Source organism: Acidovorax sp. FW305-C-20-28, from assembly GCF_058783375.1.
In genome coordinates, this window is the sequence record NZ_JBYSYM010000002.1 from 334,970 (window position 1) to 349,342 (window position 14,373).

Annotated in this window: 15 protein-coding genes; 6 read left to right on the top strand and 9 right to left on the bottom strand. The window is 66.7% G+C overall.

From position 1 onward, the window contains the following. Positions 1-33: 33 nt before the first annotated feature. The 5 genes from gspK to gspG all read right to left on the bottom strand — a co-directional run bounded on the left by gspK (position 34) and on the right by gspG (position 3,381). Entirely contained in the window at positions 34-1,035 is a 1,002-nt protein-coding gene (gene gspK / locus AC3WOH_RS04815) for a type II secretion system minor pseudopilin GspK (protein WP_492228259.1), read from the bottom strand. Beyond that, positions 1,035-1,733 carry a prepilin-type N-terminal cleavage/methylation domain-containing protein gene (locus AC3WOH_RS04820; protein WP_492228260.1) on the bottom strand — a complete coding sequence of 233 codons (699 nt, stop codon included), beginning with the start codon at positions 1,731-1,733 and terminating at the stop codon, positions 1,035-1,037. The genes gspK and AC3WOH_RS04820 overlap by 1 nt, the downstream gene beginning before the upstream one ends. Before the next feature lie 26 nt (positions 1,734-1,759). Next, positions 1,760-2,131: a type II secretion system minor pseudopilin GspI gene (gene gspI, locus AC3WOH_RS04825; RefSeq protein WP_492228261.1), complete on the bottom strand. Its 372-nt coding sequence runs from the start codon at positions 2,129-2,131 to the stop codon at positions 1,760-1,762. Further along, positions 2,128-2,556 carry a prepilin-type N-terminal cleavage/methylation domain-containing protein gene (locus tag AC3WOH_RS04830; protein WP_492228262.1) on the bottom strand — a complete coding sequence of 143 codons (429 nt, stop codon included), beginning with the start codon at positions 2,554-2,556 and terminating at the stop codon, positions 2,128-2,130. The genes gspI and AC3WOH_RS04830 overlap by 4 nt, the downstream gene beginning before the upstream one ends. 360 nt (positions 2,557-2,916) lie before the next feature. Then, entirely contained in the window at positions 2,917-3,381 is a 465-nt protein-coding gene (gene gspG, locus AC3WOH_RS04835) for a type II secretion system major pseudopilin GspG (protein WP_492228263.1), read from the bottom strand. A gap of 47 nt (positions 3,382-3,428) precedes the next feature. On the opposite strand from gspG, the gene AC3WOH_RS04840 reads away from it, so the two are divergent. Then, the gene (locus AC3WOH_RS04840; RefSeq protein WP_492228264.1) at positions 3,429-3,884 is read left to right on the top strand and encodes a type II secretion system protein N; all 456 of its coding nucleotides are present in this window, start codon (positions 3,429-3,431) and stop codon (positions 3,882-3,884) included. Positions 3,885-3,996: 112 nt separating this feature from the next. Here AC3WOH_RS04840 and AC3WOH_RS04845 read toward each other — a convergent pair whose 3' ends face one another. The 3 genes from AC3WOH_RS04845 to ilvA are packed head-to-tail and all read right to left on the bottom strand — an operon-like array spanning position 3,997 to position 6,965. Next, positions 3,997-4,563, bottom strand: a complete 567-nt coding sequence (locus AC3WOH_RS04845) for a histidine phosphatase family protein (protein WP_492228265.1) — start codon at positions 4,561-4,563, stop codon at positions 3,997-3,999. A 9-nt stretch (positions 4,564-4,572) separates the two neighbouring features. Next, on the bottom strand, positions 4,573-5,379 hold the full coding sequence (locus tag AC3WOH_RS04850; RefSeq protein WP_492228266.1) for an adenosylcobinamide-GDP ribazoletransferase: 807 nt from the start codon (positions 5,377-5,379) through the stop codon (positions 4,573-4,575). 26 nt (positions 5,380-5,405) lie between these two features. Then, complete coding sequence (ilvA, locus tag AC3WOH_RS04855; protein WP_492228267.1) at positions 5,406-6,965, bottom strand: threonine ammonia-lyase, biosynthetic; 1,560 nt, start codon at positions 6,963-6,965, stop codon at positions 5,406-5,408. Positions 6,966-7,326: 361 nt separating this feature from the next. Here ilvA and AC3WOH_RS04860 point away from each other — a divergent pair, with 361 nt between their 5' ends. Continuing rightward, positions 7,327-7,776 carry an OsmC family protein gene (locus AC3WOH_RS04860; protein WP_184859555.1) on the top strand — a complete coding sequence of 150 codons (450 nt, stop codon included), beginning with the start codon at positions 7,327-7,329 and terminating at the stop codon, positions 7,774-7,776. A 127-nt stretch (positions 7,777-7,903) separates the two neighbouring features. Here AC3WOH_RS04860 and coq7 read toward each other — a convergent pair whose 3' ends face one another. Next, positions 7,904-8,521, bottom strand: coding sequence for a 2-polyprenyl-3-methyl-6-methoxy-1,4-benzoquinone monooxygenase (gene coq7, locus AC3WOH_RS04865; protein WP_492228268.1), 618 nt, complete (start codon positions 8,519-8,521; stop codon positions 7,904-7,906). A gap of 329 nt (positions 8,522-8,850) precedes the next feature. Here coq7 and AC3WOH_RS04870 point away from each other — a divergent pair, with 329 nt between their 5' ends. The 4 genes from AC3WOH_RS04870 to AC3WOH_RS04885 all read left to right on the top strand — a co-directional run bounded on the left by AC3WOH_RS04870 (position 8,851) and on the right by AC3WOH_RS04885 (position 14,315). After that, positions 8,851-9,897: a porin gene (locus AC3WOH_RS04870; protein ID WP_492228269.1), complete on the top strand. Its 1,047-nt coding sequence runs from the start codon at positions 8,851-8,853 to the stop codon at positions 9,895-9,897. Between the two features lie 505 nt (positions 9,898-10,402). After that, positions 10,403-11,983, top strand: coding sequence for an ABC transporter substrate-binding protein (locus AC3WOH_RS04875; protein WP_492228270.1), 1,581 nt, complete (start codon positions 10,403-10,405; stop codon positions 11,981-11,983). A gap of 132 nt (positions 11,984-12,115) precedes the next feature. After that, entirely contained in the window at positions 12,116-13,096 is a 981-nt protein-coding gene (locus AC3WOH_RS04880) for an ABC transporter permease (protein WP_184859566.1), read from the top strand. Position 13,097: 1 nt separating this feature from the next. Beyond that, on the top strand, positions 13,098-14,315 hold the full coding sequence (locus tag AC3WOH_RS04885) for a M20 aminoacylase family protein (protein ID WP_492228271.1): 1,218 nt from the start codon (positions 13,098-13,100) through the stop codon (positions 14,313-14,315). Positions 14,316-14,373 lie beyond the last annotated feature (58 nt).

The window sequence follows — 14,373 nt, forward strand, 5'->3', positions numbered from 1 at the left end:
CATTTTAGGCGGTGGCTCCTGTACTGCGTGCATTCAGCGCAGTGTCTGTTGCGCCGGAGCGGCAGTTGTGTCCCGGTCGAAGGCGCCGCGTTCCCGCCACAGCGTCGTCACTTCCAGGCCCAGCTTGCGCACCAGGGAGCGCTCGTCCACGGTGGTGTTGTCCATGCGCAGGCGGCCGCGCACCTCGAAATAGGCCGAGGCGATGGCCAGGTCGTTGGTGTCAAACGGCACCCGGCCCAGTACCTCGACCACTTCGGCCATCGAGCGGAAATGCTTGGACTCGCGGGCCTGCACGAGCTTCTGGGCACCGGCCATGTCCACCCCGTCGATGGCGGCCCAGACCACGTCGATGCCCGCCGTGTTGAGGTTGACCGGGGTGCGCACGGGCAGGATGGTGACATGCGGCAGCAGCGCGGTGACGGTCGGCTGCGAAAGGCCGAGCCAGCCCAGCTGGGACACCGTCTGCGGCATCAGCGGTGCGTTGCCATCGCCCCCGGTGCGGGCCTGGGCCTTGCGCAGGTTCTCCACCAGCAGTGCCAGCTCCTGCGACGGCAGGCCCAGCCGCTCGAACAGCCGGGTGAACTGCTTGAGGGCCCCGGCCTGCACCTGCCCGCCTTCGGCCAGGCTGGTGATGTTCAGGCGCGACTGCAGGTCCGTGATCTGGCCCGAGAGAAAGGCATCGGTGGTGTCGGTGCTGGCGTCCTCGACCTGGGCCACGCCGCGCTCGGCCGCGAGAAAGCTGGACAGGCGGGCCTCCTGCAGGGGCACGGCCCAGGGTTCTGCCAGGTGGTCGGCGCCCCCGGCGCGACCGTCTTCGCGCAGGATCAGGCGCGACCAGTCCAGTGCCCCCACGAGTATCCAGGCGGCCTGCACGCGGTCGCGCTCGGCGGTCTCGACCTCGATGGCGCGCCACTGCTGCCACAGCGAGGCCGCGGCGAACGTGGCCACCAGCGTCACGGTCAGCATGGCTGCGAGCAGCGCCGCTCCGCGCTGGGGCCGGGCAGGGCGTTGCCGGCGAGGGAGTGTGCGGCGCATCAGGTGCGCCCTCCGCCCAGGGTCGGGTTGGCCCAGTCGCGCACGATGGCGCCGGTCAGTGCCTGGCCCGATGCCAGGGTGATCTGCAGCCGCACCCCGTCGGGGAGTCCGGCGGCCGGGGTGCCCGGGGCCTGATCCGCACTCGACAAGGGGTTGGACCAGGTGCCGCCGCGGAAATAGAACAGCTGCCAGTTGCTGATGGGCACCAGGCTGATCTCATAGCGCCGGGCCTGCTCGTCGGGGGTGCGCGCCCACTGGGCGGCCAACTGCCAGGCCTGCTGCCAGTCGCTGCGGTTGCGCACGGGCGGGGACTGCCAGCGCACCCACTGGCCACCGCCTTCCACGCCGGGCATCTCGCGCCGGGTCCAGGCCACGACCAGGGCGCCTTCGTCGGGTACGGCCGTGGTACGGCGTGTGATGCGCAGCACCTGGCCGTCCCAGTCCAGCGGGGTGGTGTTGGCCAGCGGCAGGATGGCGTCGAGGTCGGCGTTCCATTGCGCCAGGGCCGACTGGATCACCAGCATGCTGTCGGCGCGCTGGCGTGTCTGCTCCTGTGCGCGCACCATGCCATCGATGCCGCGCCAGCTCATGATGGCCAGGATGGACAGCAGCGCAATCGCGACCAGCAGTTCGATCAGCGTGAAGCCGCCCTCGGCACCCGGTGGGGTGCGGCGGGGGCGTTCAAAGGAAGCATGCATGGTGGGGGAAGTTCCGGAGCCCATGGTCAGTAGCGCCCCAGGATGGTCGAGATACGCAGGATGGAGTTTTCCCCGTCGAGCACCTGTGCATCCACGCGCCGAAAGCTCGGGTTGGGCGTGGGTCGCACGGTCACGCGCACATCCAGTCGCCGGCCCGCCTGCTCGCAAGGCTGGGTACTGTCGCCGACGCTGGGCATCTGGCGCGAGAGGCGCATGCGCACCAGCTCGTTCTCGGCGCACAACTGCGCGAGCACGATGTCGGACTGGCGCAGCGCATTGCGCGTGAGGGCACTGGTGGATTGCAGCCCGGCCATCAGCGCGATGGCCACGATGCTCAGCGCCACCAACACCTCCACCAGCGTGAAGCCGCGCTGGCGGGCCGAACGAAGGGGGCTCATTGAACCGACTCCACGCTGAAGGGCCGCAGCCCGTCCGTGACCACGCGCAGCGCCTGGTCGGGATGGTCCCGGTGCGTGAGTTGCACCTGCTGTGCGCCGATCACCGGCTCGGGACCAAGCAGCAGGATGGCATTGCCGCGCACCTGCGTGCCCTCCGCCAGCCACTGGTGCGGCAACGCCTCGGCCGGCAGCCCCTCGAAACGAAAGCCCTGCGGTCCGCCACGCCAGCGCACCGGCACGCCATTGGCCCGCGACTGCGCCCGCCCCGCTTCGAGCAAGGCCGCCAGCCGCGCCGCCTCGCGCTCGAGCTGCGTCTGCCCGTTGTCGCGCAGCGACAACGCAATGCCCGCCGTCGCGAGCGCCATGATGCTGATGACCACCAGCAATTCGAGCATGGTGAACCCACGCGAGCGACGGCGTGTCATGCGTGGTTGGCAAGCAGGGCGCACAGCGCTTGCAGTGCTATCGCGAACGTCAAGGGTGTGCATGGGGTACCGATGAAACGGTCACGGCGCCAACAGAAGGCGGCCGGCCGCAGCGCCGGGCCGCCCCAAGCAAGGCCAGCCCCCTCGGGGGGGCAGGGAGCGACACGCAGTGCGCGACCGTGGGGGCTCCGGCCTTGCGCCGGGCCGCCCCAAGCAAGGCCCGGCCCCCTCGGGGGGCAGGGAGCGACACGCCAGTGCGCGACCGTGGGGCTCCGGCCTTGCGCCGGGCCGCCCCAAGCAAGGCCCGGCCCCCTCGGGGGGCAGGGAGCGACACGCAGTGCGCGACCGTGGGGGCTTCGGTCACTGCCAGCTGCCGATATCGGCATCCTTGCCTTCGCCGCCCGACTGGCCATCGGCACCGAACGACATCACGTCGATCTCGCCCTTGATGCCGGGGTTCAGGTACTGGTAGGGACGGCCCCAGGGGTCGTTGTTGAGTTTTTCGAGGTACAGCTTCCAGTTGCCGGGGATGGGGCCGGCCGTGGGTTTGGCGACCAGTGCCTGCAGGCCTTGCTCGGGAGTGGGGTAACGCTGGTTGTCCAGGCGGTACAGCTTGAGCGCCTGCATGATGTTGGTGATGTCCGTCTTGGCGGCGGTGCTGCGCGCGTCGTCGGCGCGGTCGAGCACGTTGGGCACGATCAGCGCGGCCAGCACGCCGATGATGACCACCACCACCATCAGCTCGATCAGGGTGAAACCCCGGGCCAGGCTGCGGCGTGCACCGCGCAGGGCAGGGGAGGAGGGCAGGAAAGAGAGGGTGTTCACGGCAGGCGGTCTCGCTAGGGTCGTATCGGGTGAATCATAATCTCCGCATGGTGACCAATTCATACAGCAAATGGGGCGTGCGCCTGGGGACTCTGGCGCTCTGGGCCGCCGCAGGCGCCAGCGTGGTCTATTGGGGCCTGCGCCTGTCGAACCGGCCCGTGGCGCAAACCGTCCCGGCCGTGGCGTCCATGGCGGCCGTGCCCGATGCCCAGGCGGTGGCGCGCGCACTGGGGGCCTTGCCCGCCGGTGCCGTGGTGGCCGTGGCCGCGCCGGTGGCGTCCATGGCCAGCCGGTTCGCCTTGATTGGCGTGCTCTCCGGGCGCCACAGTGGCGGCGGTGCGGCGCTGATCGCGGTGGACGGCAAGCCCGCCAAGCCGTTCCGCGTGGGGACCGTGGTGGATGCCGGCATGGTGCTGCAGTCGCTGAGCCCCCGCCAGGCCCAGTTGGGTGCCGATCTGGGCGGGCCCGCCATGCTCACGCTGGACATGCCGCGCAAGAACTGACGGCTTCTTGGCTCGGACGAAGGCGCCGGACCGCGGAATCCGGCGCTTGCACCGCTTGCTTCTCTTTACCGTGCCCCCTGTTGGCTTTTTGCCAACGGCAGAAAGCAAAGGCTCAGGGCAGGTCCACGGTTTCCCATTCGCCCCATGCCGGGGCCTGCACAGGCCATTGGTCTGCCCGTGGCAGGGCCTGGCCCGCGTGGCCCTGGAGCCAGTCCACGCAGCGCGCCACGCCCGCATGGGTGAGCCACACCGCCTGCGCCAGACCGGCTGCCTGCGCTGCCGCCCGCGTGTCCTGCAGGGCCTGGGCCACGCGCACCAGCATGTCGGCCAGGGACTCGCCGCCGCCCGGATGGTGGTGGGCGAAGTCGGCGGTCCAGGCATCGATGTCGGCCTTGGCGAGGCTGCTCCAGGCTTGGCCCTCCCAGGCGCCGAAATCCATTTCGCGCAGGCGGGTGTCGGGCCGGGACTTCCAGTCGGGGCGGGTGGACTGTACGGCCTGGGCGAGCTGCACGCACCGTTGCAGCGGCGAGTGCCAGACCAGCGCCGGGCCGGGAAGGGCCTGGGCCAGGCGCTGTGCGCATGCCAAGGTCGGGCCGCTCTGGGCGGGCAGGTCCAGCGCGCCGTAGCAGGTGCCCGGTGCCACCACCGGTGGCGCATGGCGCACCAGCCAGAGCTGCACGGCGGGGGCTCAGCCATGCCCCAGGGCCAGTGCGGCGCCCAGGTAAAAGCCGATCTCGGCGATCTGCTGCGTGGCACCCAGGCAGTCGCCTGTGAAGCCTTGCAGGCGCCGGGCGAACCAGCGGGCCATCCAGGCGGCGCCCAGGGCGCTCAGCGTGCAGGCGGCCAGCGTGGTGGTGGGCGAGCTCCAATGCCAGGCCAGAGCCAGCGGCGCGACGCACCAGGCCATGGCCACCCCGAGTGCCGCCCCCGTGATCTGGTCGGCCAGTGGCTTGCTTTTGGAGCGCGCGGTGTCGCCCACATGCGGCAGGCGGCGCACGATGAACAGCGGCCACAGGCGCGACAGCACATGCCCGCCGACCAGGGCCGCGAGCGCCGCGGCCAGGCTGTGCGCACCGAGTGCGGCCAGCAGGCTCACCTTGGCCAGCAGGGCCAGCACCAGGGTCATGGCGCCGAAGGCCCCGACGCGTGAATCCTTCATGATGTCCAGCGCCCGTTCGCGCTCGTAGCTGCCGCCCAGGCCGTCGGCGACGTCGGCCAGGCCATCTTCATGGAAGCCCCCGGTCAGCAGCACCGTGGCCACGGTGCAGAACACCGCCGCCACGAGCGGGCCCAGCGGGTTGGGGGCCAGGGCCAGGTACAGGGCCGCATACACCCCGGCGGCCACCGCTGCTGCGAGCCAGCCCACGCCCGGCAGGTGGGCGGCGCTGGCGCGCAGCATGGCGGGGCTGAAGCCCACCCAATCCGCCAGCCGCCCCGTGACAGGGAGGCGGGTGAAGAACTGCACGGCCAGCAGGTAGTGGCGCAGGGCTTGCATGGGGCGGCGCGTGGGCCTCTCGGCCCTTACTTGGCGCGCAGGAACAGGCGGTAGGCCGGGTTCAGCGTTTCTTCCACATAGGGGTAGCCCAGGGTGGAGAGGAAGGCGTCGAACGTGGCCGAGTCCTCGGGCGGCACCTGCATGCCCACGAGGATGCGGCCGTAGTCGGCACCCTGGTTGCGGTAGTGGAACAGGCTGATGTTCCAGGTCGGTTGCATCAGGCTCAGGAACTTGAGCAGCGCGCCGGGCCGCTCGGGGAACACGAAGCGCAGCAGGCGCTCGTCCTGTGCCAGGGCCGAGTGCCCACCCACCAGGTGGCGCAGGTGCTCCTTGGCCATTTCGTCGTGCGTGAGGTCGAGCGCCCCGAAGCCGTGCTCCGTGAAGATCTGCGCGAGCTTCTGCGATTCGCCCTTGCCCTGGGCCGTGAGGCCCACGAAGACATGGGCCTCGGCAGAGTCGCTGATGCGGTAGATGAACTCGGTGACATTGCGCGGGCCGCCGGGCAGGGCGCCCACCACCTCGCAGAAGCGCCGGAAGCTGCCACGCTCCTCGGGAATGGTCACGGCCAGCAGGGCCTCGCGCTCCTCGCCCACCTCGGCGCGCTCGGCGACGAAACGCAGGCGGTCAAAATTCATGTTGGCACCGCAGAGGATGGCGGCGTAGGTCTCGCCCTCGGTCTGGTGCGTTTCCACGTACTGCTTGATGGCGGCCACGGCCAGCGCGCCCGAGGGCTCGACGATGCTGCGCGTGTCCACGAACACGTCCTTGATCGCGGCGCACACGGCGTCGGTGTCCACGGTGATGAATTCGTCCACCAGGCCGCTGGCGATGCGGAAGGTCTCCTCACCCACCAGCTTGACGGCCGTGCCGTCGGAGAACAGGCCCACGTCGGGCAGGGTGACACGCTGGTGTGCGCGCACGGACTGCGCCATCGCGTCCGAGTCGTTCATCTGCACGCCGATGACCTTGATCTCCGGGCGCACGGCCTTGATGTAGTTGGCCACCCCGCTGACCAGGCCGCCACCGCCGATGGCCACGAACACGGCGTCGAGCCGGGTGCTGCCCAGGCGCTGCAACTGGCGCAGGATTTCCATGGCGATGGTGCCCTGGCCGGCGATCACGTCCGGGTCATCGAAGGGGTGCACGAAGGTCAGGCCTTCCTTGGCCTGCAGCTCGGCCGCTTGCTGGTAGGCGTCGGAATAGCTCTCGCCGTGCAGCACCACCTCACCGCCGAGCGTGCGCACGGCATCCACCTTGACCTGGGGCGTGGTGGTGGGCATCACGATCACGGCGCGTGCGCCGAGCTTGCTGGCGCTCATGGCCACGCCCTGGGCATGGTTGCCGGCCGAGGCGCAGATCACGCCGCGCTGCAACTGGCCCGGGGTGAGGTGTGCCATCTTGTTGTAGGCGCCCCGGAGCTTGAAGCTGAACACGGCCTGCTGGTCTTCGCGCTTGAGCAGCACCTTGTTGTTCAAGCGCCGGCTCAGCGCGCGTGCGGGTTCCAGGTCCGACTCGATCGCCACGTCGTACACGCGGGCGGTGAGGATCTTCTTGAGGTAATCGGCGGGGGTCAGGTCGTGGGTCATGGCAAGGGGCTGGCTGTGGCGCGCGCCGCCCGTGCAGGCGGGCGGGGCACACATCATAGGTGTTCGTCCTTGCCGCCTGGGTGCAGGCGGTGCCGAGTGCCCCGTCCGGGCAAAAAAAAGCCCCAGGCCGCAAAGCCCGGGGCTGAATCCATCCTTTGAGGAGATGGAGGAGACAATCGGCGCGTTGGAGGTGGTGGAGATTCTCCAGCACCTGTCCCTTTTCGATAAAAGGGCAACGCATGGGTGAATATTAGCGCAACGGATGCTGCGATGCAGCAAAATTCACCGACTTTTTTGGAGTGGCCCGTCCATTTCGTGAAAAAAGCCACGTTTTTTTGATGAATCACCGAGGAGAGAACACATGGAATGCACAGTCAGCTGGACCGGCGGCGCCGGAACCCGCTCGGGAATGGGGTTTGTGGCAGAAACCGGCAGCGGCCATGTTCTGACCATGGACGGCGCACCCGACAGCGCCAACCCGGCCAATGGCGGGCAGAACCTGGCGCCCCGCCCCATGGAGACCGTGCTGGCCGGCACGGGGGGCTGCACGGCCTATGACGTGGTGCTGATCTTGAAGCGCGGGCGCCACGATGTGCGCGGCTGCAGCGTCAAGCTCACCTCCGAGCGCGCCGAGGTCGACCCCAAGGTGTTCACCAAGATCCATATGCAGTTCACCGTGACCGGCAAGGGCATCCCCGCCGCCGCCGTGGAGCGCGCCATCGCCATGAGCCACGACAAATACTGCTCGGCCAGCATCATGCTGGCCAAGACCGCCGAGATCACCACCGGTTTCGAGATCGTGGAGGCCTGATCGGGCCGGATTTGCATCGCGCGATCCTTGAAACTGGCGCGCTCAAGGCCAGCGCTCCCGTGCAAGGGCTGCCCGCCGCACTGGGGGTGTCCCCCTTTGGGGGGGGCGCCGAAGGCGACTCAGGGGGCTACACGTGATGTGCCGTGCTCGTCATCACCTTGGCTGCGGCCCGCATCAGCGCCTGGACCGGCGGCGGCAGGCGCGTGGCGCCTTCGGCCAGCGCCTGTGCCGCATGGCGCTCTTCATCGTCCTTCATGCGCGCCACCACGGCGCGCGAAGCCTGGTCTTCCGCCGGCAGACGCTCCAGGTGGCCCGCCAGGTGGGCGGCCACCTGGTTTTCGGTTTCCGCAACGAAGCCCAGGCTGACCCGGTCGCTGACCTTGGCCGCCACCAGGCCCAGGGCAAACGCGCCGGCAAACCACAAGGGGTTGAGCACACTGGGGCGGGCGCCCAAGGCGTCCAGGCGCTCCCGGGTCCAGGCCAGGTGATCGGTTTCCTCGCGTGCGGCTTCCAGCAGATGGTCGCGCAGGCGATCGTCGCGCGTGACCGCCGCCTGGGCGGTGTAAAGCGCCTGCGCGCAGACTTCGCCCACGTGGTTGACGCGCATCAGGGATCCCGCCAGTTTCCGCTGCACGGGGGTCATGGTGCCCTCCTCATGGCCGGTGGCAGGGGAGGCTTCCGAGGCGCGCGGCGTGGCGAAAAGGGTGCGCAAGGCGTTGTCGGCGGCAGTCAAGAAGGCGTCCATGGCGTACAGGGGTTGGGGATGGATGTGGAAACAGGTGTTGCAAGTAGACACAAGTGACCCGGGGTCAAAAAGTGGCTGAAAGGCACTTTGCTGGTGCACCGGTGGAGGATTTTGCCGGGGTGCACTGAAATGTTGCAACACTGCAACGAAATCTCCCTTTCGGGTCGATTGTGGGTGAATTCCTTTGCGAAAGAGGTCGGGGTCTGGTGCAATAAGAGCAACTTCCCCACCAGGAGGTTGGCCCGGGGAACCGGCGGGACTGAGCAGGTGTTCGGCACCCCTAGCCCCCCCGTACCGGCGCCCTATGTTTAACCTTGGAGTAACTCGCAATGAAAAAATCCCTGATTGCCCTGGCTGTGCTGGCTGCTTCCGGCGCTGCAATGGCTCAATCGTCCGTGACGCTGTTCGGCGTGGTTGACGCAACCTACGCCTACGGCAACGGCAGCGTTGCTAACCGCTCGCAACTGACGAACTCCGGCTACAACAGCAGCCGTCTGGGTTTCCGCGGCGTTGAAGACCTGGGCGGTGGTCTGTCTGCTTCGTTCTGGCTGGAAGCTGGCCTGAACAACGACAACGGCACGGGCGGTTCGACCACCCTGAACAACCAAACCACGGCTCCTACCCAAGGCGGTCTGGTGTTCAACCGTCGTTCGACCGTCAGCCTGAACGGTGGCTTCGGTGAACTGCGTCTGGGCCGTGACTACACCCCACAATTCTGGAACCTGACCGTGTTCGATCCGTTCGGCACGAACGGCGTGGGCACGACCCAAACGCTGAACTCCAGCCTGGGTGGCCCAACCACCATCCGCGCTTCGAACGCCATCGGCTACTTCCTGCCAGGCAACCTGGGCGGTTTCTACGGCCAAGTGCAGTACTACCTGGGCGAAAACGCCAGCAACGTTGCCAACAAGAAGGACGGCAACGGCCTGGCTCTGCGCGCTGGCTGGGCCAACGGCCCTCTGAACGTGGCTTTCGCTGCTTCGCAAACCAAGTTCCTGAACGCCGACATCAAGGCTTGGAACCTGGGCGCTCAGTATGACTTCGGCGTTGCCAAGGTCATGGCTCACTACAACCGTGACGACATCAAGAACGGCGCAGAAGGCACCGGCCTGCTGGTCGGCGGTCTGATCCCTGTGGGCGCTGGCGAAATCCGCGTGGCTTACTCCACGTACGAAATCGAAGTTCCTGGTGCTGACCCACGCACCAACAAGTTCGCTGTTGGCTACGTGCACAACCTGTCGAAGCGCACCGCTGTGTACGCAACGGCTGCTGCTCTGAAGAACAAGAACGGCGCTGCTCAAGCTCTGAACGGTTCCACGACCGCTGCTGGCCGTAACTCCACCGGTTACGACTTCGGTATCCGTCACAGCTTCTGATATTGATGGCTGGCTATATGCCAGTCTCAATGGATGAATACAAAAAGCCGCCTTCGGGCGGCTTTTTTATTTTCGGCTGGAAATCGGTTTTATAAGCCTTGCGTGTGCGTTGCCAAAAATACCGCAAGGGCTGCGCATTTTCTGGCGGATGGCCGGGGTTATCCCTGGAACCTGGTTGCCGGGAGGGTTGGCCGGCATGGGGCAGTGTCTTTTCCCGGGCGGGATGGGCTCGCCCACAAGAGGGGCGATGGCCTTCTGCTGGGTTGTTTTGCGGGTTCTTGCAGTGGCTTTGGGAGGCAAATGCATGGATTCAGGCCCACCGATCCCGCCAGGTGGGTCCTAGCGGTGCTTCAAACGGGCTTCGCGTTGGCACCGTAATTGCATGTCAATGGCCTCACCAGGGCAGGGATAGTCCCTCGCGAGGGGACGGGATTCAGGGATTTCCCGTTGGCCGTTGGCCGCCATTTACTGCATAGTAAAACTTTTACATTGTTGAAGAGGTTTCATGAAACTCAATCTCAGCCTGCTGTCGATTGCCGCAGCTGCCGCCATGCTGATGGCCACGGGTGCTAATGCCAAACCATTCAAATGGGCGAGCCAGGGCGAAATCGCCACGTGGGATATTCATTCCCAAAACAACGCGTTGCAAAACGGCATCCATGCCAATGTGTATGAGAGCCTGGTCTACTACAACAGCAAGACTTTCGAGGTAGAGCCCGTCCTGGCCACAGCCTGGAAGGAAGTGACCCCCACGCAGGTGCGTTTCACGCTGCGCCAGGGCGTCAAGTTCCATGATGGTTCGGCTTTCACGGCCGATGATGCCGTGTACTCGCTGCAGCGCGCCATGGCCAAGACCTCCAACTTCACGCCCTATGTCCAGGGCATCACCAAGATCAACAAGGTCGACGCCCAGACCATCGACGTCATCCTGTCGGCCCCTAACCCCGTGCTGCTGCGCCAGATGACCGAGCTGCGCATGATGAGCAAGGCCTGGGCCGAGAAGAACCGTTCCGTGGAACCCAAGGACATCAAGGGCACGGACGAGAACTTCGCGCACCGCAATGCCATGGGTACCGGCCCCTACACGCTCGACTCCTGGCAGGCCGACGTGAAGATGGTCTTCAAGCGCAACCCCAACTGGTGGGGCAAGATGGACGGCAACGTGACGGAGATCGTCTACACCCCCATCAAGTCGGCCGCCACGCGCATCGCCGCGCTGCTGTCGGGTGAAGTGGACATGGTGCTCGACCCCGCGCCGCAAGACCTGGGCCGCCTGCGCCAGGATTCCAACCTGAAGGTGATCGACGGCCTCGAAAACCGCACCATCTTCCTGGGCATGGACCAGTTCCGCGAAGAACTGCCGGGCTCCAACGTCAAGGGCAAGAACCCCCTCAAGGATGTCAAGGTGCGCAAGGCCCTGTACCAGGCCATCGACACCGCCTCGCTGGAACGCGTCACCCTGCGTGGCCTGGGCAAGCCCACCGGCACGCTCGTGGCACCCCAGGTCGCCGGCTACACCGAAGCCGTGGGCAAGCGCTTCCCCTACAGCGTCGATGCGGCCAAGAAGCTGCTGGCCGAAGCCGGCTACCCCGATGGCTTCGAAGTCGACTTCGCCTGCCCCAACAACCGCTACATCAACGACGAGGCCATCTGCCAGGCCGTGACCGGCATGTGGGCGCGCATCGGCGTGAAGGCCAAGCTGCGCACACTGCCGCTGGTGACCTACTTCCCGATGATCCAGCGCTACGAAGCCAGCATCTACATGCTGGGCTGGGGCGTGCCGACCTTCGACGCGCTGTACAGCCTGCAATCGCTGGTGCGCAGCGTGGGCCAGGGCGGCGACGGCAACTACAACGTGGGCCGCTACAGCAACCAGCGCATGGACTACCTGGTGGACCGCATCAAGGCCGAGACCGACGCGCCCGTGCGTTCGCGCATGCTGACCGAAGCGCTGCAGCTGTCCAACGACACCGTCTCGCACATTCCTCTGTATGACCAGGTGATCCCTTGGGCCATGAAGAAGAACATCGAGCTGGTGCACCGCGCCGACAACCGCGTGGACATGCGCCTGGTCAAGGTGAACTGATCCGGCTTTGAAAATGGAGGGCAAGGGCCATGCGGCCTTTGCTCTCCTTGGTTTTTTTCGACTCGATTCCCACGAGCGCCGCGCCACCAAAAGTGGCCAAGGCGTCCCATCGAATACACACTCGACTCTCCGATGCTTGCCTTTATTTTGCGCCGCCTGATCCAGGCTGTGATCGTCATGGTCACAGTGGCCTTCATCTCCTTCATGCTGTTCCAGTACGTCGGAGACCCTGTGGTGTTCTTGCTGGGCCAGGACGCAACACCCGAGCAGATCCGTGAATTGCGCGTTGCGCTGGGTCTGGACAAACCCTTTTTCGTGCAGTTCGGCCACTTCCTCGTGAACGCTGCCCAGGGCGAATTCGGCCTGAGCCTGCGCCAGGGCGCCAAGGTGTCGCGCCTGATCGCCGAACGCTTCCCCGCCACGCTGGAGCTTGCCATGGTGGCCGCCGTGCTCGCCCTGGTGCTCGGTGTACCGATGGGCGTGTATGCCGCCCTCAAGCGTGGCACCTTCACCAGCCAGCTGTTCATGACGCTGTCGCTGCTGGGTGTGTCGCTGCCCACCTTCCTGATCGGCATTCTGCTGATCCTGGTGTTTGCCGTGCACCTGGGCTGGTTCCCGAGCTTTGGCCGCGGTGAAGTGGTGCAGCTGGGCTGGTGGAGCACCGGTCTGCTCAAGGCCAAGGGCTGGCACCACATCATCCTGCCCGCAGTTACGCTGGCCATCTTCCAGCTCACGCTGATCATGCGCCTGGTGCGCGCGGAAATGCTGGAGGTGCTGCGCACCGACTACATCAAGTTCGCGCGGGCCCGCGGCCTGTCCAACCGGGCCATCCACTTCGGCCATGCGCTCAAGAACACGCTGGTGCCCGTGATGACCATCACCGGCCTGCAGCTCGGTGGCCTGATCGCCTTCGCCATCATCACCGAGACGGTGTTCCAGTGGCCGGGCATGGGCCTGCTGTTCATCCAGGCCGTGACCTTTGCCGACATCCCCGTGATGGCGGCCTACCTGTGCCTGATCGCGCTGATCTTCGTGGTGATCAACCTGGTGGTCGACCTTCTGTACTTCGCTGTCGATCCGCGCCTGCGCGTTGGGAAGGCCGGAGGCCATTGAGATGCAGGCGAGCCGACTCAAGGCTGGCGGCCGGGCCTTCGCGCACATCGCGCAGTTCCATCCCGAGCTCACGGCGTTGCGGCGTGACCTGCATGCGCACCCCGAGCTGGGCTTCGAAGAGGTCTACACCGGGGCCCGGGTCAAGGAGGCGCTCAAGGTCTGTGGCGTGGACGAGATCCATGACGGCATCGGCCGCACCGGTCTGGTCGCGGTGATCCGCGGGCGCAGCGCGGCCAGCGGTTCCATGGTGGGCCTGCGCGCCGACATGGACGCGCTGCCACTCACCGAGCACAACGACTTTTCCTGGAAGTCCTGCAAGCAGGGCCTGATGCATGGTTGCGGCCACGACGGCCATACGGCCATGCTGGTGGGCGCTGCCCGCTACCTGGCCGAGACGCGCAACTTCGACGGCACGGCGGTGCTGGTGTTCCAGCCCGGAGAGGAAGGTTTTGCCGGCGCGCGCGTGATGATGGAAGACGGCCTGTTCGAGCGCTTCCCCGTGCAGTCCATCTTCGCCATGCACAACTGGCCTGCCATGGCGCCTGGCACCGTGGGCCTGAACTCCGGCGCCATGATGGCGGCGGCCGATCGCATCACCATCGAGATCACGGGCCGCGGCGGCCATGGCGCCCATGCCTACCAGACGGTGGACGTGATGCTCGTGGCCGCGCACATCATCACGGCGGCGCAGACCATCGTCTCGCGCAATGTGCGCCCGCTCGACGGCGCCGTGGTCAGCCTGTGCGCCATGCAGGCCGGCGATCTCGGTGCCTTCAGCGTGCTGCCGGGCTCGGCCACGCTGGTGGGCACCGTGCGCACCTTCAACCCTGTGGTGCAAGAGATGGTCGAAAAGCGCCTCAAGGAGCTGTGCAGCGCGATTGCGCTGGGCTTTGGCGCCACGGCCACGGTGAACTACGAACGCATCTACCCGGCCACCATCAATTCCGAGGACGAGGCCGTCTTTGCAGGCAACGTGGCCGAATCGCTGGTCGGTGCCGACCACGTGGTGCGCGACCTGGAGCCCAGCATGGGCGCCGAGGACTTTTCCTTCATGCTGCAGGACAAGCCCGGAGCCTACCTGCGCATAGGTCAGGGCACCGGTGCCAGCGGCAGTGCCTTGCACAACAGCCGCTACGACTTCAACGACGACATCCTGCCCCTGGGCTCGGCCTTGCACGCCAGCCTGATCGAGCAGGCCATGCCGCTGCCCACGCTCTGAGCCTGCAGCGGCCGCTTTTTGCACCAGCCATCCGGCGCTTTCCCCCACCCCTCCTAAA

Coding starts and splice junctions, on each gene's coding strand:
- gspI (WP_492228261.1), bottom strand. CDS start 2,131: ATGAGCCCCCTTCGTTCGGCCCGCCAGCGCGGCTTCACGCTGGTGGAG.
- AC3WOH_RS04880 (WP_184859566.1), top strand. CDS start 12,116: ATGCTTGCCTTTATTTTGCGCCGCCTGATCCAGGCTGTGATCGTCATG.
- AC3WOH_RS04830 (WP_492228262.1), bottom strand. CDS start 2,556: ATGACACGCCGTCGCTCGCGTGGGTTCACCATGCTCGAATTGCTGGTG.
- AC3WOH_RS04860 (WP_184859555.1), top strand. CDS start 7,327: ATGGAATGCACAGTCAGCTGGACCGGCGGCGCCGGAACCCGCTCGGGA.
- ilvA (WP_492228267.1), bottom strand. CDS start 6,965: ATGACCCACGACCTGACCCCCGCCGATTACCTCAAGAAGATCCTCACC.
- AC3WOH_RS04820 (WP_492228260.1), bottom strand. CDS start 1,733: ATGCATGCTTCCTTTGAACGCCCCCGCCGCACCCCACCGGGTGCCGAG.
- AC3WOH_RS04840 (WP_492228264.1), top strand. CDS start 3,429: ATGGTGACCAATTCATACAGCAAATGGGGCGTGCGCCTGGGGACTCTG.
- AC3WOH_RS04875 (WP_492228270.1), top strand. CDS start 10,403: ATGAAACTCAATCTCAGCCTGCTGTCGATTGCCGCAGCTGCCGCCATG.
- coq7 (WP_492228268.1), bottom strand. CDS start 8,521: ATGGACGCCTTCTTGACTGCCGCCGACAACGCCTTGCGCACCCTTTTC.
- AC3WOH_RS04885 (WP_492228271.1), top strand. CDS start 13,098: ATGCAGGCGAGCCGACTCAAGGCTGGCGGCCGGGCCTTCGCGCACATC.
- gspK (WP_492228259.1), bottom strand. CDS start 1,035: ATGCGCCGCACACTCCCTCGCCGGCAACGCCCTGCCCGGCCCCAGCGC.
- AC3WOH_RS04870 (WP_492228269.1), top strand. CDS start 8,851: ATGAAAAAATCCCTGATTGCCCTGGCTGTGCTGGCTGCTTCCGGCGCT.
- AC3WOH_RS04850 (WP_492228266.1), bottom strand. CDS start 5,379: ATGCAAGCCCTGCGCCACTACCTGCTGGCCGTGCAGTTCTTCACCCGC.